The sequence below is a fragment of the Burkholderia sp. MSHR3999 genome (assembly GCF_000833595.1).
GTDB classification, from domain to species: Bacteria; Pseudomonadota; Gammaproteobacteria; order Burkholderiales; family Burkholderiaceae; genus Burkholderia; species Burkholderia ubonensis.
The window spans coordinates 533,115-552,455 of record NZ_JRFO01000006.1 but is presented as its reverse complement, the minus strand read 5'-3'; the positions used below and the strand labels follow the sequence as shown (position 1 = coordinate 552,455).

Annotated in this window: 19 protein-coding genes and 1 pseudogene; 3 read left to right on the top strand and 17 right to left on the bottom strand. The window is 67.8% G+C overall.

Going from position 1 to position 19,341, the window contains the following annotated elements:
- Positions 1-16: 16 nt before the first annotated feature.
- The gene (gene rsmA / locus KY49_RS19775; protein WP_042586261.1) at positions 17-844 is read left to right on the top strand and encodes a 16S rRNA (adenine(1518)-N(6)/adenine(1519)-N(6))-dimethyltransferase RsmA; all 828 of its coding nucleotides are present in this window, start codon (positions 17-19) and stop codon (positions 842-844) included.
- Between the two features lie 64 nt (positions 845-908).
- On the opposite strand, the gene KY49_RS19770 is transcribed toward rsmA, so the two are convergent.
- Positions 909-1,838 (bottom strand): DMT family transporter, encoded by a 930-nt coding sequence (locus KY49_RS19770; protein ID WP_042586260.1) that lies wholly within the window; start codon positions 1,836-1,838, stop codon positions 909-911.
- Positions 1,839-2,103: 265 nt separating this feature from the next.
- On the opposite strand from KY49_RS19770, the gene gloA reads away from it, so the two are divergent.
- Positions 2,104-2,493: a lactoylglutathione lyase gene (gene gloA / locus KY49_RS19765; RefSeq protein WP_042586259.1), complete on the top strand. Its 390-nt coding sequence runs from the start codon at positions 2,104-2,106 to the stop codon at positions 2,491-2,493.
- 86 nt (positions 2,494-2,579) lie between these two features.
- On the opposite strand, the gene KY49_RS19760 is transcribed toward gloA, so the two are convergent.
- From KY49_RS19760 to glyQ, 5 genes are read right to left on the bottom strand one after another with little or no spacing between them, the layout of a single operon-like run.
- On the bottom strand, positions 2,580-3,467 hold the full coding sequence (locus KY49_RS19760; RefSeq protein WP_042586258.1) for a M48 family metallopeptidase: 888 nt from the start codon (positions 3,465-3,467) through the stop codon (positions 2,580-2,582).
- Positions 3,468-3,516: 49 nt separating this feature from the next.
- Positions 3,517-4,281 carry a lysophospholipid acyltransferase family protein gene (locus KY49_RS19755; RefSeq protein WP_010090738.1) on the bottom strand — a complete coding sequence of 255 codons (765 nt, stop codon included), beginning with the start codon at positions 4,279-4,281 and terminating at the stop codon, positions 3,517-3,519.
- Positions 4,282-4,324: 43 nt separating this feature from the next.
- Positions 4,325-4,888: a D-glycero-beta-D-manno-heptose 1,7-bisphosphate 7-phosphatase gene (gene gmhB, locus KY49_RS19750; protein ID WP_010090739.1), complete on the bottom strand. Its 564-nt coding sequence runs from the start codon at positions 4,886-4,888 to the stop codon at positions 4,325-4,327.
- 10 nt (positions 4,889-4,898) lie between these two features.
- A complete protein-coding gene (gene glyS, locus KY49_RS19745; protein ID WP_042586257.1) occupies positions 4,899-6,998 on the bottom strand; it encodes a glycine--tRNA ligase subunit beta in 2,100 nt (699 codons plus the stop codon).
- 22 nt (positions 6,999-7,020) lie between these two features.
- Positions 7,021-8,025: a glycine--tRNA ligase subunit alpha gene (gene glyQ, locus KY49_RS19740; RefSeq protein WP_010090741.1), complete on the bottom strand. Its 1,005-nt coding sequence runs from the start codon at positions 8,023-8,025 to the stop codon at positions 7,021-7,023.
- Positions 8,026-8,323: 298 nt separating this feature from the next.
- On the opposite strand from glyQ, the pseudogene KY49_RS19735 reads away from it, so the two are divergent.
- Positions 8,324-9,960, top strand: a pseudogene (locus KY49_RS19735) (tetratricopeptide repeat protein).
- Between the two features lie 39 nt (positions 9,961-9,999).
- Here the strand turns inward: KY49_RS19735 and KY49_RS37515 are convergent.
- The 11 genes from KY49_RS37515 to miaB all read right to left on the bottom strand — a co-directional run bounded on the left by KY49_RS37515 (position 10,000) and on the right by miaB (position 19,131).
- Positions 10,000-10,326 carry a hypothetical protein gene (locus KY49_RS37515; RefSeq protein ID WP_071752723.1) on the bottom strand — a complete coding sequence of 109 codons (327 nt, stop codon included), beginning with the start codon at positions 10,324-10,326 and terminating at the stop codon, positions 10,000-10,002.
- On the bottom strand, positions 10,323-10,952 hold the full coding sequence (locus KY49_RS35915) for a type VI secretion system amidase effector protein Tae4 (RefSeq protein WP_071752724.1): 630 nt from the start codon (positions 10,950-10,952) through the stop codon (positions 10,323-10,325). Before KY49_RS35915 ends, KY49_RS37515 begins: the two co-directional genes overlap by 4 nt.
- Positions 10,952-11,545, bottom strand: coding sequence for a hypothetical protein (locus tag KY49_RS38665; protein ID WP_231636457.1), 594 nt, complete (start codon positions 11,543-11,545; stop codon positions 10,952-10,954). Before KY49_RS38665 ends, KY49_RS35915 begins: the two co-directional genes overlap by 1 nt.
- Positions 11,542-11,709, bottom strand: coding sequence for a hypothetical protein (locus tag KY49_RS37510; RefSeq protein WP_156162577.1), 168 nt, complete (start codon positions 11,707-11,709; stop codon positions 11,542-11,544). The genes KY49_RS38665 and KY49_RS37510 overlap by 4 nt, the downstream gene beginning before the upstream one ends.
- Before the next feature lie 269 nt (positions 11,710-11,978).
- Positions 11,979-13,646 carry an apolipoprotein N-acyltransferase gene (lnt, locus tag KY49_RS19725; RefSeq protein WP_042586256.1) on the bottom strand — a complete coding sequence of 556 codons (1,668 nt, stop codon included), beginning with the start codon at positions 13,644-13,646 and terminating at the stop codon, positions 11,979-11,981.
- Positions 13,647-13,710: 64 nt separating this feature from the next.
- Positions 13,711-14,598: an HlyC/CorC family transporter gene (locus tag KY49_RS19720; RefSeq protein ID WP_010090743.1), complete on the bottom strand. Its 888-nt coding sequence runs from the start codon at positions 14,596-14,598 to the stop codon at positions 13,711-13,713.
- 289 nt (positions 14,599-14,887) lie between these two features.
- Positions 14,888-15,037: a hypothetical protein gene (locus KY49_RS38215; protein ID WP_175550723.1), complete on the bottom strand. Its 150-nt coding sequence runs from the start codon at positions 15,035-15,037 to the stop codon at positions 14,888-14,890.
- A 58-nt stretch (positions 15,038-15,095) separates the two neighbouring features.
- Positions 15,096-15,728 (bottom strand): gamma-glutamylcyclotransferase, encoded by a 633-nt coding sequence (locus tag KY49_RS19715; protein ID WP_042586255.1) that lies wholly within the window; start codon positions 15,726-15,728, stop codon positions 15,096-15,098.
- A gap of 15 nt (positions 15,729-15,743) precedes the next feature.
- On the bottom strand, positions 15,744-16,523 hold the full coding sequence (ybeY, locus tag KY49_RS19710) for an rRNA maturation RNase YbeY (RefSeq protein ID WP_042586254.1): 780 nt from the start codon (positions 16,521-16,523) through the stop codon (positions 15,744-15,746).
- A gap of 155 nt (positions 16,524-16,678) precedes the next feature.
- On the bottom strand, positions 16,679-17,725 hold the full coding sequence (locus KY49_RS19705; RefSeq protein ID WP_042586253.1) for a PhoH family protein: 1,047 nt from the start codon (positions 17,723-17,725) through the stop codon (positions 16,679-16,681).
- Between the two features lie 32 nt (positions 17,726-17,757).
- The gene (miaB, locus tag KY49_RS19700) at positions 17,758-19,131 is read right to left on the bottom strand and encodes a tRNA (N6-isopentenyl adenosine(37)-C2)-methylthiotransferase MiaB (RefSeq protein ID WP_042586252.1); all 1,374 of its coding nucleotides are present in this window, start codon (positions 19,129-19,131) and stop codon (positions 17,758-17,760) included.
- Positions 19,132-19,341 lie beyond the last annotated feature (210 nt).

The window sequence follows — 19,341 nt, the reverse complement described above, 5'->3', positions numbered from 1 at the left end:
TCGTTTTTTATAGTCGATGTCGAACAGCAGACAGCACCAGGGCCATTTCGCGCGCAAGCGCTTCGGGCAGAACTTCCTCGTCGATCACGGCGTGATCGACTCGATCGTCTCGACGATCGGTCCGGCGCGCGGCCAGCGGATGGTCGAGATCGGCCCGGGTCTCGGCGCGCTGACCGAGCCGCTGATCGCGCGCCTCGCGACGCCCGAGTCGCCGCTGCATGCGGTCGAGCTCGACCGCGACCTGATCGCCCGGCTGCAGCAGCGCTTCGGCCCGCTGCTCGAACTGCACGCGGGCGACGCGCTCGCGTTCGACTTTCGTTCGCTCGCGGCGGCGGGAGACGAGCCGTCGCTGCGCATCGTCGGCAACCTGCCGTACAACATTTCGAGCCCGCTGCTGTTCCACCTGATGACGTTCGCCGACGTGGTCGTCGACCAGCATTTCATGCTGCAGAACGAGGTCGTCGAGCGGATGGTCGCCGAGCCGGGCACGAAGGCGTTCTCGCGCCTGTCCGTGATGCTGCAGTACCGCTACGTGATGGACAAGATGATGGACGTGCCGCCGGAGTCGTTCCAGCCGCCGCCGAAGGTCGATTCGGCGATCGTGCGGATGATTCCGTACGAGCCGCATGAGTTGCCGGACGTCGATCCGGTGCTGCTCGGCGAGGTCGTGACGGCGGCGTTCTCGCAGCGCCGCAAGATGCTGCGCAACACGCTCGGCGACTATCGCGAGACGGTCGATTTCGACGCGCTCGGCTTCGATCTCGCGCGCCGCGCGGAAGATGTGAGCGTGGCCGAGTATGTCGGCGTCGCGCAGGCGCTTGCGGCGGCGCGCAAGGCCGGGTGACGCGCGCGGCGCTGACGCCGGAAACGCACGCCGATCTCCGAGGCTGCCCCGAGGGCAGCCTTTTTCAATTGCGCGCGGGCGCGTTGACGAGCCCGATGCCGGCCAGCACCAGTGCGGCGGCCGACATGAAGCGCCAGCCGACCGATTCGCCGAGCAACAGCACCCCGAACGCGACGCCGAACAGCGGCGACAGGAACGTGAACACCGACAGCCGCGACGCGATGTAGCGGGTCAGCAGCCAGAACCACGACAGATAGCTGACGAACGCGACGATCACCGACTGGTACGCGAGGCTCGCGACCGCGACGGGCGTGATGTGTGCGAACGTGGCCTGGCCGAGCAGCGCCGCGAGCGCGAGCAGCATCGCGGCCGACACCGTGAGCTGGTAGAACAGCGTCTTGCTCGCGCTCGCATGCGCGAGCGACGTCGAGCGCACGACGACCGTCGTCGCCGCCCACATCGCGCCGCCGAGAATCCCGAGCGCGTCGCCGGCAAGCCCCGCGAGCACCGACGAGCCGGGCGCGAGCGGCTTCAGGAAGCCGTCGGCGAACGCGAGCGCGATGCCGGCGAACGCCAGGCCGACGCCGAGCCACTGGGTGCGCTGCAGGCGCTCGCCCGGCGTGAACAGGTGCAGGCCGAGCGCGGTGAAGCACGGAGCCGTGTACAGGAAGATCGCCATGTGCGACGCGCTCGTCAGCGTCAGGCCGAAGAACACACAGATGAATTCGCCGGCGAACAGCGCGCCGGCCGCGAGCCCGGGGCCGAACGTGCGATCCGCGCGGAACAGCGGCGTGCCGCGTGCGCGCGCCCAGCCCCACAGCAGCAGCGCGGCGATCAGCGAGCGCAGGCCGGCCTGGAACATCGGCGGGATCGCGGCGTTCGTGCTCTTGATCGCGACCTGCTGGAAACCCCAGATCGCGCACAGCAGCAGCATCAGGCCGACGGCGCGCGCGTCGGGCGCGCGGCGCGCCGGGGCGGCGGCGAGCGTGCTCATCGGCGGACCTCGCCGGAGCGGGAGGGCGGGCGGCTGGCGCGTGCGGCGCGCTCGAATCGTTGGTGGTGCACGGCGGTCTGGCGGTTGGCTGAGGTGGGCAGGTGAGCGCGCGCCGGCGGCAGGCGCCGCGTGGGGCGAGCTGCGACGATGTTACCCGATCGGTGTGGCGTGTGCTGCCGAGGGGGGCCGGCTAGGCGCCCCCAACGAAATCCCCCCGACTCTGGTAGAGTCTGCCGTTCAGGCAAGTCCCCACGGAGTACAAGAAATGCGTTTACTGCACACGATGCTGCGAGTCGGCGATCTCGACCGCTCGATCAAGTTCTACACCGAATTGCTCGGCATGAAGGTGCTGCGCCGCCAGGATTATCCGGAAGGCAAGTTCACGCTCGCGTTCGTCGGCTACGAAGACGAAAGCACGGGCACGGTGATCGAACTGACCCACAACTGGGATACCGCGTCCTACGATCTCGGCACGGGTTTCGGCCATCTGGCGCTGGAAGTCGACGATGCGTACAAGGCCTGCGAGCAGATCAAGGCGCAAGGCGGCAAGGTCACGCGCGAAGCGGGCCCGATGAAGCACGGCACGACCGTGATCGCGTTCGTCGAGGATCCGGACGGCTACAAGATCGAGTTCATCCAGAAGAAGGCGCACTGAGCGCCGGATGAGCGGCTCGCGGCGCGCCATGCGCGTCGCGATGCAAAACGGGCGGTGCAGGGATTTCCGCACCGCCCGTTCGTTTTTTACAGCGACGGCAGCAGCTCCGGCGGATGATGCTTGAGCGTGTGCCGCGCTTCGCGGAATTCCGGGAAGATCGACTCGACGGTCTGCCAGAAGCGCGGGCTGTGGTTCATCTCGCGCAGATGCGACAGCTCGTGCGCGACGACGTAGTCGATGATCGACATCGGAAAGTGGATCAGCCGCCAGTTCAGGCGGATCTTGCCGTCGCTCGAGCAGCTACCCCAGCGCGTCGCGGCCGACGACAGCGCATACATCGAATACGTGACGCCGAGCTTGTCCGCGTAGAACGCGAGCCGTTCGCCGAAGATCCGCTTCGCCTCGCCCTGCAGCCAGCCCTGTACGCGGTCCTTGATCTGCTGCGCATCGGCGTGCGCGGGCAGCGGCAACCGCAGCGCATCGCCGTCGAACGCGACCGCGCCGGCATCGGACGCGAGCGCGACCGTCACCGATTTGCCCAGATACGGAAGCTGCGCGCCGTCGCGCCAGTCGATCTGCGGCAGCGCGCGCTGCTCGGTGCGCGTCTTCCATTCCGCGAGCTTCGCGAAGATCCAGCGCTGCTTTTCGCTGATCGCCGCCTCGATGTCCGCGAGCGTGACCCAGCGCGGCGCGGTGATCGTCAGCCCGCTGCCGTCGATCGTGAAGCCGATCGTACGGCGCGCGGAGCGCTTCAGCCGGTATTCGAGCGTGCGGCTGTCGAGCGCGAACGTGCGCACGCGCGAACGGTCGGGTGCGGGACCGGGATCGGGTGCCGCCACGGGCGCCGCTTCGGGCGGCGTCTGCTGCGCAGTGGGCGCGGACGGCGCGGCGGCCGGCCCGTCGAAGAGCGGCAGATCCAGCTGGCGATGATCGAGAGCCACGACGGCGGGTCGTGGCCGCGGACGCTTCTTCATCAATTCGCTTCGTCTTGTAGTACGCAACAACGGATCCGGCCCGGGTGAATCAGACTTGCGCGGCATCGCGCTTTTCGGCGCTGCCCGGCGCGCGATAGGCGTCCGGGTCGATGCGGCGCATTTCCGCTTCGATCCACGCTTCGACGCGCGAGTTCAATACGTCGGGCGTGAGACCGGTCACGTCGATCGGCTTGCCGATCGACACCGTGACGGTGCCCGGGTATTTCGTGAAGGAATTGCGCGGCCACACGCGGCCGGCGTTGTGCGCGATCGGCACGACCGGCGCGCCGGTCTCGATCGCGAAACGCGGGCCGCCCGTCTTGTACTTGCCCTGCTTGCCGACCGGCGTGCGGGTCCCTTCCGGGAACATGATCACCCACGCGCCTTCCGCGAGCCGCTTCCGGCCCTGGCGGATCACCGAGTCGAACGCGTTCTTGCCTTCCTTGCGGTTGATGTGAACCATGTGCAGCATGCCGAGCGCCCAGCCGAAGAACGGCACGTACAGCAGCTCGCGCTTGAACACGTAGCAGAGCGGCTTCGGCATCAGCGCCGGAAACGCGAGCGTTTCCCACGCGGACTGGTGCTTCGACAGCAGCACCGCCGGGCCGTCCGGCAGGTTCTCCGCCCCCTCGATGCGGTAGCGGATGCCGTTCAGCCAGCGCACGACCCACAGCGTGGACTTGCACCAGCCGGCCGCCATCCAGTAGCGCGCGTCGGGGCGCAGGAACGGGAACGCGATGAAGCACGCGGTCGCGTACGGCACCGTGTACAGGATGAAGTAGATCAGCAGCAGCAGGGAGCGGACAAAGCGCATCGGCGTGTGTCTGGCGTTAGGGAGGATGCGCGCGGCGGCCGCATCACTCGTGTTCGTCTGAAAGGAAATCGAGCGCGAATGCGCGCAGGTCGTCGTGGACCTTCGTGCCGGGCGGCAGGTTGCCCGCGGCAAGCGTCTTCTTGCCCTTGCCGGTCAGCACGAGATGCGGCTGGAAGCCGAGCGCGACGCCGGCCTGCAGGTCGCGCAGCGAATCGCCGACGACCGGCGTATGGTCCGGATCGATCTCGAAGCGGTCGGCGATCATCTGCATCATGCCGGGCTTCGGCTTGCGGCAGTCGCAGTGGTCTTCCGCCGTGTGCGGGCAGAAGAACACCGCGTCGATGCGCGCGCCGACCGCCGCCGCCGCGCGATGCATCTTCAGATGCATCGCGTTGAGCGTCGCCATGTCGAACAGGCCGCGGCCGATGCCGGACTGGTTGGTCGCGACGACCACGCGATACCCCGCGTGGTTGAGCCGCGCGATCGCCTCGAGGCTGCCGGGCAGCGGGATCCACTCGTCGGGCGTCTTGACGAACGCGTCCGAATCGACGTTGATCACGCCGTCCCGGTCGAGGACGACGAGCTTCCTGGTGGGACTGGTCGGCATCGTGCAGCCCTTATGCGGCAAGCTTCGAGATGTCTGCGACGCAGTTCATCTGCTGGTGCAGCGCGGACAGCAGCGCGAGGCGGTTCGCACGCAGCGCGGGATCGTCGGCGTTGACCATCACGCCGTCGAAGAACGCGTCGACCGGCGCGCGCAGCGCGGCGAGCGCCGACAGCGCGCCCGTGTACGCACGCGCCTCGAGCTGCGACTGCACGCGCGGCGTCACGGCCGCGAGCTGCTCGTGCAGCGCCTTCTCGGCCGCTTCGACGAACAGCGTCGGCTGCACCGCGCCGTTCGCGCCGCTTTCCGACTTCTTCAGGATGTTCGAGATCCGCTTGTTCGCGGCGGCCAGCGCTTCGGCTTCCGCGAGGCGCGTGAATTCGCGCACGGCGTCGAGGCGCGCGACGATGTCGTCGAGGCGGGTCGGGTTCAGGCTCAGCACCGCGTCGACTTCGCCGGCCGTGTAGCCGCGCTCGCGCAGCAGGCCGCGCAGGCGGTCCATGAAGAACGCGAGGATCGCGTCGGTCGATTCGGCGACGTCCGGCACGGTCGCGAAGCGCGCATGCGCGAGGCGCAGCAGCGACACGAGATCGAGCGGCAGCTGCTTCTCGAGCAGCACGCGCAGCACGCCGAGCGCGTGGCGGCGCAGCGCGAACGGGTCCTTCTCGCCGGTCGGCGCGAGGCCGATGCCCCAGATGCCGACGATCGTCTCGAGCTTGTCGGCGAGCGCGACCGCGGTCGACACGGGCGTCGTCGGCAACGCGTCGCCGGAGAAGCGCGGCTGGTAGTGCTCGGTGCACGCGACAGCGACGTCGTCCGGCTCGCCGTCGTGGCGGGCGTAGTACGTGCCCATCGTGCCCTGCAGCTCGGGGAACTCGCCGACCATGTCGGTCAGCAGGTCGGCCTTCGCGAGGCGCGCGGCGCGCTTCGCATGCGCCGCGTCGGCGCCGATCGCCGGCGCGATTTCGCCGGCCAGCGCCTCGAGGCGCTCGACGCGCGCGAGCGTCGTGCCGAGCTTGTTGTGATAGACGACGTTCGCGAGCAGCGGCACGCGGTCGGCGAGCGTCTTCTTCTTGTCCTGCTCGAAGAAGAACTTCGCGTCCGCGAGGCGCGGGCGCACGACGCGCTCGTTGCCTTCGATGATCTCGCCCGGCGTCTTCGTCTCGATGTTCGACACGATCAGGAAGCGCGAGCGCAGCTTGCCGGCGACGTCGGTCAGCGCGAAATACTTCTGGTTGGTCTGCATCGTGAGGATCAGGCATTCCTGCGGCACCTGCAGGAATTCGTCCTCGAAGCGGCATGGATAGACGACCGGCCATTCGACGAGCGACGTCACTTCGTCGAGCAGCGCCTCGGGCATCACGACCGTGTCGCCGTTCGCGTGCTCGTTGAGCTGCGTGCGGATCGTTTCCTTGCGCTCGCCGAAGTGCGCGATCACGCGGCCCTTGTCGCGCAGCGTGTCCGCATATGCGCGCGCATGCGTGATCGCGACGAGGCCGTCGGACAGGAAGCGGTGGCCGAGCGTCGTGTCGCCGGCATCGATGCCGAACGCGGTGACGGGCACGATGCGGTCGTCGTGCAGCACGGTCAGGCGATGCACGGGGCGCACGAACTGCACGTCGGTGCCGTCCGGGCGCTGGTAGGTCATGACCTTCGGGATCGGCAGCTTCGCGAGGGTTTCGTCGAGCGCGGCCTGCAGGCCGTCGGCGAGCGTCGCGCCGGCGGCCGCGTAGTTGACGAAGAACGCTTCGGCCTTGCCGTCCTGCGCGCGCTCGAGATCGGCGATCGACAGGTTCGGGTGGCCGAGCGCCGCGAGCTTCTTCGCGAGCGGCGCGGTGGGCAAGCCTGCGGCGTCGAGCGCGACCGACACCGGCAGCACCTTTTCGCGGACCTGCTTCTCGGGCGCGACGGCGCGCACGTTCTGCACGACGACCGCGAGGCGGCGCGGCGTCGCGTAGCGTTCGAAGACGAGCTCGCCTTCGATCAGGTCGCGCGCCGCGAGGCGTTGCGCGAGGCCTTCGGCGAATGCGTCGCCGAGGCGCGCGAGGGCCTTCGGCGGCAGCTCTTCGGTCAGCAGTTCGACGAGCAGGGGGGCGGGATGATTGTGCGTCATGATGTGAAGAAATCTCGTCTCGTCAGTCCTGATCGATCTTGCGTTCGACCTTCAGCGGCGGCACCCAGGCCGGCTGCGCGGCTTCCTGGGCGTCGGTGGTGAGGCCCGGCACGCCCGGCGGGTTGCCGAGCATCGGGAAGCCGAGCTTCTCGCGCGATTCGTAGTAAGCCTGCGCGACGAGGCGCGACAGCGCGCGGATGCGGCCGATGTACGCCGCGCGCTCGGTCACCGAGATCGCGCCGCGCGCATCGAGCAGGTTGAATGTGTGGCCGGCCTTCAGCACGAGCTCGTACGCGGGCAGCGCGAGCTGCGCGTCGATCATCCGCTTCGCTTCCGCTTCGTAACTGTTGAAGAACGTGAACAGCAGGTCGACGTTCGCATGCTCGAAGTTGTACGTCGACTGCTCGACCTCGTTCTGGTGATAGACGTCGCCGTAGGTCAGGCGGCGCAGCTCGGGGCCGTCCGGGCCTTGCTCTTCCCATTCCGTCCAGATCAGGTCGTACACGTTCTCGACCTTCTGCAGGTACATCGCGAGACGCTCGAGTCCGTAGGTGATCTCGCCGAGCACCGGCTTGCAGTCGAGGCCGCCGACCTGCTGGAAGTACGTGAACTGCGTCACTTCCATCCCGTTCAGCCAGACTTCCCAGCCGAGGCCCCATGCGCCGAGCGTCGGGTTCTCCCAGTCGTCCTCGACGAAGCGCACGTCGTTCTGCTTCAGGTCGAAGCCGAGCGCTTCCAGCGAGCCGAGGTAGAGGTCGAGGATGTTTTCCGGCGCCGGCTTGAGCACGACCTGGTACTGGTAGTAGTGCTGCAGGCGGTTCGGGTTCTCGCCGTAGCGGCCGTCCTTCGGGCGGCGCGACGGCTGCACGTATGCGGCGCGCCACGGCTCGGGGCCGACCGCGCGCAGGAACGTGTGGACATGCGACGTGCCCGCGCCGACTTCCATGTCGATGGGCTGGAGCAGAGCGCAACCCTGCTTGTCCCAGTAGGACTGCAGGGTCAGGATGATTTGCTGAAACGTAAGCATGAAGAGCCTTCGTGGCGCTGGCGCTCCGTTGCGGGCGGCGTCCCGGGCGGGAACCCGGAGGGCGGCTCGCGCGGCGGCGCGGCTTGTTAGTGTGCTGAAACGCGCAATTTTACCGGATCGGCGACGCGATGCGGCCGGAACGGCGACGAAGGGGGCGTCGCGGCCCGGCGCGCGTCGCGCCGGCCGGATCGCGCGGATGCGCCGGCTGGCGTTCCGGCGCCGCGCGCGGACGTTAAGATGCGCGTATTCCGCGTCGCGCGGCCGATGGGCGGCCGCGCAGCTCCCCGTATCCGATCGCATGGACGACTCGACCGATTTCCTCGTTCCGCTGCTGCCGCCGTTCACCGCGCTGCTCGGGCGGGCCGCCGACGCGCAGGCGCGCGGCGACCGCGCCGCGCACGATCTCTGGCTCGCCGCCGCCGCCCACCTGCACGGGGCCGACCCGGCTTCGCTCGCGAGCCTCACCGCGGCGCTCGTCGCGCGGCAGCGCACGGCGGACGCGATCGCGCTGGCCGACCTGGGCGTGCGTCTGCATCCGAATGCGGCCGCCCGCTTCAATCTCGGCTACGCGCTGCAGATGGCCGGCCGCCATGCCGACGCGGTCGCGCCTTACCGCGCGGCGCTCGCGACCGAGCCCGACCTGCCGTCGCTGCGCAACAACCTCGCGATCGCGCTGCGGCTGTCGGGCGGCGACCGCGCGGAGGAGGCCGCGCTGCTCGAGGAGGCGGTGACTTTCGATCCGCGCGACGTGCAGGCGTGGATCAACCTCGTCACCGCGCGTCTCGCCGCGCAGGACCTGACGGGGGCGCTCGCGTGCGCGGAACGGCTCGTCGTGCTCGCGCCGGACAACGCGCTCGCGATGAACAACGTCGCGCTGGCAATGAAGGAGGCGCAGCGCTGGGACGACGCCGAGCGCTATGCGGCGCGCGCGTGCGAGCTCGCGCCGGGCGACGCGTCGCACCGCTTCAACCTCGCGATCGTCCATCTCGTGCGCGGCGATTACGCGGCGGGCTGGCGCGAGCACGAAGCGCGCTGGGACGGCTCCGGCGAGTTGCGCGGCCGCCTGCCGGCGCTGCCCGGGCCACGCTGGCGGGGCGAGCCGCTCGCCGGCAAGACGCTGCTCGTGTGGGGCGAGCAGGGGATGGGCGACGTGCTGCAGTTCTGCCGTTTCATCGCGCCGCTGGCCGAGCGCGTGCATCGCGAAGGCGGGCGGCTCGCGTGGAACACGTTTCCGCAGATGGGCGCGCTGATGCAGCGCAGCCTCGGCGCGCATGCGGACGCGTTCGGCGCGGGCGGCGGCGTCGACGCGCTGCCGCCGTTCGACTACGAAGTGCCGCTGATCAGCCTGCCGCTGATGCTCGGCACGGGCGACGCGACGCTGGCGTCGTCGGTGCCGTACCTGCGGGCCGATCCGCGCGCGCGCGCGATGCGTGGCGCGCGCGCCTCGCGGGTGAAACACGGCCGAAGGTGGGGCTCGTGTGGACGGGCAGCGCGGGGCACCAGCGCAATCCGTTCCGGCGGGTCGGAATCGAGCGCTACGTGGACGCATTCCGCGGGATCGACGGCGTCGCGTTCCATTCGCTGCAGCCGGGCGCGGAGGCCGACGTCGCCGCCGCGCGCGCGGCCGGTCTGCCGATCGCCGATCACACTGCCGAGCTGAAGAGCTTCGACGACACGGCCGCGTTCATCGGCGCGCTGGATCTCGTCATTACCGTGTGCACGTCGGTCGCGCACTTGGCCGGCGCGCTCGGCGCGCCGACGTGGGTGCTGCTCGACGTGAATCCGCACTGGCCGTGGCTGCTCGAGCGGCGCGACAGCCCGTGGTATCCGAGCGCGACGCTGTACCGGCAGGCGGCGTTCGGGCAGTGGGGGCCGGTGATGGAAGAGGTTGCAACGGATTTGCGGCGTCTGGCTGTGGCGCCGACGGCAACGTGATCCCGCTCCCGTTTTGCACAAAATGCATTATGGATGCTTTTAAAACAAGCGGGCGACGTAAGTTTCAAGATAAAGCAGGCTCGCGAGCATGGTTCCGATGCTAAGCGAGATGGTCCATTTTTGTCGCGACCAGCGCTTGTAGGCAATTGCATTGAGAAGGCCAAAGAGTAATGCTGGAGCAAGCAAATAAGAAAGAAGAAGTGCCCCTTCCCACCATGGGATCGCGCATTTGTCGAGCTCGCGGCAGCCATGTGGCGAATTGCTCTGGATTTCTGGCCATTTAATGTTGCTGTATGTGTAAAGGAAAACCCAGGTTAATAGTAGGCCATAGAGAGTTCCAAGCAGAAAGGCCGCGAATCGCTTCACCTGATTTCCCAAAATAGAATCAACTTCGATTTGCTAAGGTCTGAATAGCTGACATCTGGCAGAACGCTAGTGCCTTGTCGAAACGACGATATTCCGATATAGCGCCCGATTGTTGAGACGCTGCTCCAGAAGCCGTTGATTGGCATTCTTGAGCCGTTCCACAAGTCAATGTGCCCACCGCTGGCATTTGCCGCAGTTTCCCCTTCGCGTATCCAGTAACCGTCGAACATGACGATGCCGGTGCGGCCCTTGATCCTCGACTCCCAATCGGGTCCGCTGATGTTTTCAGTCCTTCCCAGACCTGCAAAAGGCTGCAACCTCAGCCATGCCCCAAGCTCGCTGGCGCGCGTAGCCGCTGCCTTTCCGTTCAGCAGGATTCGTCCGATACTCGGTTGACCACCAAGCGGTTTGACCAGTTTCGACGAGAACGACTTCATTTCAATGCCGACGCGATGAAGGGCGACGCTCATGCGAATGGCGCATTGATTGGTATAGGCTGGGTTGTCATAGGGATTGCCGGATGGGTAAGCATCCCACAGCTCCTCGAATGTTACCGCCCGCAATTGCACAACCTTGATGGAATCGGGCGTCGTGTTCGTTCTTACCGTTGTCGGGCTGTTTGGCATCACGTCCAGCCCTCGTGTACAAGAGCGTCTTCGCCCCAATAGATCGTGTAACTGTCGGCGATCTCGGAATGGATCCGCGGCAACTGGCCATTACTGTTGACATGCCCAGCGAAGGTCCGTCCGTCGCTCAGTTCGATCAAATATGGATAGTTCTGCGGTAACGAGGTGCGTATGCCGGCGCGCACCTGTTCATGATACGCAGCTGAAACACCCGTCTGCACTGCCATCGCGACCTCGGTCCCCGTGATGATTGCTGCCGAGGCGCTGCTTCCTCCCGCCAGCGTCGCCGCTTCCTGCGACGTGACGATCATTTTCATGCCGCGCTCGGCATGGAAAACGGGTGGCGGTTTGCATCCACAGACATTGATATCGCCGCTCAACGCCCACGGCTTGCCATTTGGGCCTGTACCGGGCAGGCGCGGCCCCTTTGGCGCGATGAACCCTTCCTGTTTGCAGGCCGTGCAGTAGGTTTTCATGTAGAGCGTCGCGATATTCACCCTTGGTGGCGGGTTCGAACAGGTCACATTGTCAAGACCTTCGGTGATCACCGCTTTTCCGGCTCGGTCGCCTCTGGCGAGAAAGTAGCGAATCATGCTGCCCTGCTATCGGCCTCGTAGGTCGCGATATGGCCGACGTGGACAGCAGCAGTCCCGATGACTGCCGCGCTGCTGGCGGCCTTGGTTATCTGGCTGCCATGCCACGTGCGTGAGCCGACGGTCGCAACAAGATGGATCGGTGCCTTCTGCTCGTGACTCATCCGGATCTCCTTTCTCGACAAAATGGGCGAGAATCGCTTCGCACGATATTTGCGCGAACGAGAAAGGAAAATCAATCAGACGAATTCGAAATTCGGAGCACTGGTTATCTTCTTTGCGGTGCGCTTCCAAAATCTCTGGGCTGGGAAAACGCTGCTGTAGATGATTCGGTGCGGCCGCTTTCGTCAATATCAGTCGGCGAAATCGGCGTGCCGGCTGCACGACGAGCGTCATGCAGCCGTGCATTGCCTGCCACACAACCGATAGAGATTCAGCCGCGCCGCCCCCGCCGCAGCCCCGGCCCGAACGTGAACCCGAACGCGAGCAGCACGAACGACACCGCGAGCACGGCGGCGTTGCCGCTCCTCACGTAGGGCGTGAAGCCGCTCGTGCCTTCGATGCGCACGTCGAGCGAGCCGATCGTGAACGGCTTGAGCTGGCCGAGCACGCGGCCGCGCGCGTCGATCGCGGCCGTCATGCCCGTGTTGGTCGCACGCAGCATCGGCCGGCCGGTCTCGAGCGCGCGCATCCGCGCGATCTGCAGGTGCTGGTCGAGCGCGATCGTGTCGCCGAACCACGCGAGGTTCGTCACGTTGACGAGCACGCCGGGCGGCTGCGGGTTGTCGCGAATGGTGGCGGCGATCTCCTCGCCGAAGATGTCCTCGTAGCAGATGTCGGCCATCACCGGCTGGTTGCGCACGAGGAACGGCTTCTGCACCGGCGCGCCGCGCGCGAAATCGCCGAGCGGCATCTTCATCAGGTCGACGAACCAGCGGAAGCCCCACGGGATGAATTCGCCGAAGGGCACGAGGTGGTGCTTGTCGTAGTGATAGATGTCGCGCGAATTCGGCGTCACGCCGTACAGGCTGTTCGTGTAGTCGACGTAGCGCCCGTCGTCGGTGACCGACGCGCCGACCGCGCCGAACAGCACCGCGGAGCCCGTGCTGTCGCTGAACGTGCGCACCGCGCGCGCGAACGGCTCGGGCAATTCCTGGATCATCACCGCGATCGCCGTCTCGGGCGTGACGATCAGGTCGGCGGGCTTGTCGGTGATCATCTGCGTGTACATCTTGATCGCCGCGTCGATGCCGGCCTGCTCGAACTTGATGTCCTGCTTCACGTTGCCCTGCAGCAGCCGGACCGCGAGCGGCGCGTTCGCGGGCACGGTCCACGTCGCCTGCGACAGCGCGACGCCGGCCGCGACGAGCGCGAGCGCGACGCCGGCCGGCGCCGCGATGCGTACGCGCCGGTCGCCGCCGTTGCCCGCCTGCCGCGCGGGGGGCCGACGGGCGGCGGCGAGCGCCTGCACGACGAGCGCGGCGAACAGCGCGAGCAGCCAGCCGATCCCGTACACGCCGACGATCGCAGCGAACCCCGCGAACGGGCCGTCGACCTGCGGATAACCGCTCGCGAGCCATGGAAAGCCGGTGAAGAGGGTGCCGCGCAGCCATTCGCCGAGCGCCCACGCGCTCGCGAACGCGAACGCGCCGTGCCAGGTCGGCGAGAACGGCCGCGGGTCCGGTTCGCGGCGGTGCCACGCGTGGCCCGCGCAGAACGACCACAGCCCGGCCGAGAACGCCGGATACAGCGACAGGAACAGCGAGAACAGCAACAGCGCGGCGCCGGCGAGCGGCGCGGCCATCTCGCCGTACACGTGCATGCTGATGAAGAGCCACCAGATGCCGGAGATGAAGTTGCCGAAGCCGAACGCGCCGCCCGTCAGCGCCGCGCTCTTCCAGCTCGCGGTGCGCGTGAGCTGCGCGAAAAACCAGACGAATACCACGAGCTGCAGCCATCCGCCGTGCGGCGTCGGCGCGAAGGTCAGGGTATTGGCCGCGCCGGCGAGCAGCGCGGCGGGGTAGTGCCAGCGCGGCAGCGTGCGGCCGGGCGCCGGCGCGAGGAGGCCGCCTGCCGGGCGGGACGGGATCGGATCGTCCATGCGATTCGAAGGATGGCGAAGCGGTTGGTGGAGACGCCGCGCGGGGCGCGGCGGTCAGGATGGGTCAGTCTTCGTGCGACGTTTCGGCACGGCGGCTCGCGAGCGGGCTGCGGCGCACCAGCAGCACGTGGACCTGGCGTGCGTCGCCGCGCTGGATCTCGAACACGAGGTTGCCGAGCTGCAGCTTCTCGCCGCGGTGCGGGACGCGCCCGAAATGGTGCGTGATCAGGCCGCCGATCGTATCGACCTCTTCGTCGGGGAAATCGGTGCCGAACGCCTCGTTGAACTGCTCGATCTCCGTCAGCGCGCGCACGCGGTAGCGGCCGTCCGGGCCGGCGATGATGTTGCCGGCTTCCTCGTCGAAATCGTATTCGTCCTCGATGTCGCCGACGATCTGCTCGAGCACGTCCTCGATCGTGATCAGGCCCGCGACGCCGCCGTATTCGTCGACGACGATCGCGAGGTGGTTGCGGTTGACCCGGAAGTCGTGCAGCAGCACGTTCAGGCGCTTCGATTCCGGGATGAACACGACCGGACGCAGCATCCCGCGCACGTCGAATTCCTCTTCCGCGTAGAAGCGCAGCAGGTCCTTCGCGAGCAGCACGCCGATCACGTTGTCGCGGTTCTCCTCGAAGACGGGGTAGCGCGAGTGCGCCTTTTCGAGGACGAACGGAATGAAATCCTCGGGCTTGTCGGCGATGTTGATCGCGTCCATCTGCGCGCGCGGCACCATGATGTCGCGGGCGCACAGGTCGGACACCTGGAACACGCCCTCGATCATCGACAGCGAATCGGCGTCGATCAGGTTGCGTTCGTGGGCGTCCTGGAGGATTTCGAGCAACTCGCCGCGGGATTCGGGCTCGGGCGAGATGAAGTCGGTCAGGCGCTCGAGCAGCGAGCGCTTTTCATGCGGTTTGTCGTTGGACTTTCGACTGGGATACGAATCGTTCATGGTGGTGCGCCCGGTTCACGTCGGGGCGCGCTGTCACGGAATTGGCAAGGATACACCAAGGGCAAGGCGCGGCCGTGTCACCCCGGCCATCCGGCCAGGGCGGGCAGCCGCGCAAGCCCCGCTTGGGGACAGGCGGGCTCGGCGCCACGCCGTCCTGTCGTTTCCATCCTATCTCAGAAAAGCGCGGCGGGGCAGCGTCGGACGAAATTCCGGGCGGACCGGCCGGTCGGCGTCTTTTTCGGTGAGGGGCGGAGCGCGACGATTTGCCGCCGACGGCGGGCCGCCGGGTTCAGAACCGCATGCCGGCCGAGCAGCCGCCGCCCGCTGCGCCGTTCGTCGCGGCGCCGCCGCAGCCGAATATGCCGCAGCCGGACAGCGCGACGCTCGCGACGACGATCAGTGCGACGGTTTTGCAGCGCGGCCAGCGGAGCGAGGTCATGGCGGGCGTCCTTCGAAGGTGAACGGGCGGTGAGGGCGACGGGCGGCCGGGCGGCGCGTCAGCGGCAGCGTGCCAGCAGTCCTTCCAGCGCGCGATCCGGGATGCCGCTCGCGCGCAGCGCGTCGACGGTCCGGCTCACGTAGTCGAGCGTCGTGCCGTAGCGCCCGGACGCGCAGCCGAACACTTCCTTCACGACGCGGTCCGGCAGCTTGCCGGTGTAGGTCGGTGCATCGCGCCGCATCACGAACGCGAGCGCCATCACGCGTTCGCCGTTCCCGAGCGAGCACGGCAGCCACGCGGGCCGGTACGAGCCCATCGGCATCTCGCGTTTCCACAGCGTTTCGAGGTGCGGCTGCGCGGTCGCGCCGGCGAGCCGGAACGCGATGCCGCTGCACGAGCCGCCGCGGTCGAGCGCCAGCACGAGGCCCGGGCGCTCCGGCGTGCCGCGGTTCACGCGCGACCACAGATAGAGGCCGCGGTGATAGCCGTGCACCTTGCCGCGCACGGCATCGACGGTCGGCAGCCCGGGATTCCAGATCAGCGATCCATAGCCGAACAGCCACAGATCCTGCCGGCCGTCCCAGTCGCGCATCGTGTGCGCGAGCGACGCCGCGAGCTCGTCTTCCGTCAGCAGCCGTCCCTCGCCGATCGACGGCGGGTACGCGGGCGGGAGCGTGGCGGCGTTGCGCATCGGGGGTGGGGCGGCTTACCGGTACGGGTTCGGGAAGCCCAGTTTCGCGAGGATGTCGACTTCGAGCGCTTCCATCTCGGCGGCGTCCTCGTCGCTCGTCTCGTGGTCGTAGCCCTGCGCATGCAGCACGCCGTGCACGAGCAGATGCGCGTAGTGGGCGTCGAGCGGCTTGCCCTGCTCGCGCGCCTCCTTCTCGACGACCGGGCAGCACAGCACGAGGTCGCCGATCACGGTGCCGTCCGGCGCTTCGTCGTACGCGAAGGTCAGCACGTTGGTCGGGTAGTCCTTGTGGCGGTAGCTGTCGTTCAGCGAGCGGCCTTCTTCTTCGCCGACGAAGCGCACGGTGAGTTGCGCGTCGGAGAATAGCGCGGGCGCGATCCATTCGGCGATCAGCTTGCGCTTGGGGCACGCCTTGCGCACGTCGCCGGTGATCTCGTCGCCGTACTGGACGGCGAGGTCGAGCTCGGGATCGCGGATCGCTTCGTCATCGAGGCCGACGTCGGGCGGCGCGGGTTCGGCGCCGACGTGCAGCGTGATGCTGTCGTAATGCTCGGGCTGGAGCGCGAGCTTCGCGCGCATCGCCGGATCGGCGTGCTGCGCGACGATCGCGACGGCGGCTTCGCCGGACGCGCCCGACAGGTCGAACATCAGGCTGCGGCCGTCGGGAAAATCGATTCGCAGCCCCTGCGCGTCGACGGATTTGACCTTGCCCTTCGCATCGAACAGCGAAAGACGGAGCGTTTCGGACGTGGCCTGGTCGGCGCGGACGGACTTGCGGGAGCGGGACGATTTCATGACGCGTCGGGCAATTGGAACGCGATGAGGATACACCAAACGGCCAATCCCGCCCGAATTCGGCCGGCGCGGGAGACGCGCGCCGCGCAGCCGAAAAAACGCCCGGCGCGCCGTGGGGCGGGCCGGGCGTGACGCGCGGGCGCGTCAGTCGTCCGTCAGTCGTCTTTGTGCTGCGCGTGGAACTCGTCGTACGCCTCGACGATGCGCGCGACGAGCGGGTGCCGCACCACGTCGGCGCTCGTGAAGCGCGTGAGCGCGATGCCGCGCACGCCGCCGAGCACCTGCTGCGCCTCGATCAGGCCGCTTTTCTGCGCGCGCGGCAGGTCGACCTGGCTCGTGTCGCCGGTGACGACCGCCTTCGAGCCGAAGCCGATCCGCGTGAGGAACATCTTCATCTGCTCGGGCGTCGTGTTCTGCGCCTCGTCGAGGATGATGAACGCGTGGTTCAGCGTGCGGCCGCGCATGTACGCGAGCGGCGCGATCTCGATCATCTGGCGCTCGAACATCTTCGCGGTCTTGTCGAAGCCGAGCAGGTCGTACAGCGCGTCGTACAGCGGCCGCAGGTACGGATCGACCTTCTGCGCGAGGTCGCCCGGCAGGAAGCCGAGCCGCTCGCCGGCCTCGACGGCCGGACGCGTCAGCACGATGCGCTTGACCTGGTCGCGCTCGAGCGCGTCGACCGCGCACGCGACCGCGAGATACGTCTTGCCGGTGCCGGCCGGGCCGATCCCGAACGTGACGTCGTGCGACAGGATCTGCTTCAGGTATTCGCGCTGCGCGGGCGTGCGGCCGCGCAGGTCGGCGCGGCGCGTGTAGAGCTTCGGCGCGGGCTCCTCGAGCTCTTCGTCGTCGACGCGCGTCACCGGCTCGTCGAACGGATGGTCGGGGTCGCCGCGGAAGCGCACGTCGAGCGTGTCTTCGACGCGGCCGTTGCCGCCCGTGTGACGCACCTCGACGAGCGCGAGCTGGATGTCGTCGACCGACAGCGGGTCGCGCGCGCGGTTGTAGAAGTTTTCGAGCGCGGTAAGCGCGAGCTTGGCGCCGCGCCCGCGGATCGCGATCCGGTGGCCGCGCCGCTGCAGCGTGACGTCGAGCGCCTGTTCGATCTGCCGCAGGTTCTCGTCGAGCGGGCCGCAGAGATTCGCGAGGCGCGCGTTGTCGTCGCGCGGCGCGGTGAATTCCAGTGCTTGGGTGGGCTTCAAAGTGGCGTCGTGCTCCTGTGTCCCGTGGGGCGTCAGTGCGTGGCCGTGCTCGCGTCGTCGTGCGCGAGCACGAGCTCGCCGCGCAGCGAGTGCGGATACGCGTGATTGATCTTCACGTCGATCATCTGGCCGATCAGGCGCGGGTGCGATGCGAGCGGCGCCGGGAAGTTCACGACCCGGTTGTTCTCGGTGCGGCCCGCGAGCTCGTTCGGGTCCTTGCGCGACGGCCCCTCGACGAGGATGCGCTCGACCTTGCCGACCATCGACTGGCTGATGCGTGCGACGTTCTCCTCGATGGTCGCCTGCACATGTTGCAGGCGTTTGAGCTTGACCTCGCGCGGCGTGTCGTCGTGCAGGTTCGCGGCCGGCGTGCCGGGGCGCGGGCTGTAGATGAACGAGAAGCTCGTGTCGTAGCTCATCTCGTGCACGAGCGCCATCATCTTGTCGAAGTCCGCCTCGGTCTCGCCGGGGAAGCCGACGATCAGGTCGGTCGACAGCGACAGGTCCGGGCGGATCGCGCGCAGCTTGCGGATCACCGACTTGTACTCGAGCACGGTGTAGCCGCGCTTCATCGCCATCAGGATCCGGTCCGAGCCGTGCTGCACCGGCAGGTGCAGGTGGTTCACGAGCTTCGGCACCTTCGCGTACGTGTCGATCAGGCGCTGCGTGAATTCCTTCGGGTGCGACGTCGTGTAGCGAATGCGCTCGATGCCGGGGATGTCGGCGACGTATTCGATCAGCGTCGCGAAATCGGCGATTTCGGACGAGCCGGCCGTCAGCGCGCCACGGTAGGCGTTCACGTTCTGGCCGAGCAGCGTGACTTCGCGCACGCCCTGGTCGGCGAGGCCCGCGACCTCGGTCAGCACGTCGTCGAGCGGGCGCGACACTTCATCGCCGCGCGTGTACGGCACCACGCAGTAGCTGCAGTACTTCGAGCAGCCTTCCATGATCGACACGAACGCGCTCGGGCCCTCGACGCGCGCGGGCGGCAGGTGGTCGAACTTCTCGATTTCGGGGAACGTGATGTCGACCTGCGCGCGGCCGCTCGCGCGGCGCTGGTCGATCATCTGCGGCAGGCGGTGCAATGTCTGCGGGCCGAACACGAGGTCGACGTACGGCGCGCGCGACACGATCGACGCGCCTTCCTGGCTCGCGACGCAGCCGCCGACGCCGATCAGCAGGTCCGGCTTCGCCTCCTTCAGCTCGCGCACGCGGCCGAGGTCGGAGAACACCTTCTCCTGCGCCTTCTCGCGCACCGAGCAGGTGTTGAACAGGATGATGTCCGCGTCTTCCGGGGTGTCGGTCTTTTCGAGGCCTTCGGCGGCATTGAGCACGTCCACCATCTTGTCCGAGTCGTACTCGTTCATCTGGCAGCCGAAGGTCTTTACGTAAACTTTTTTCGTCATGGGGATTCGCCGTTCGCAGTGGTTGACCTGGGGGCGTCGTCTAGGGTGAATCGGGACGGCCGCCCGCCGCGCGGCGCATGCGCCGCCGCTGGGGGAAGAGACCGTCGGGAAAGCTTTCTATTATAGCTTTTCGTCCCGCGCCGAACGGCCGGCGGGGCGCGGGCGCATGCGACGGCGGCGGCCGTGGGTCGGACCCCGCCGGCCGGCCGT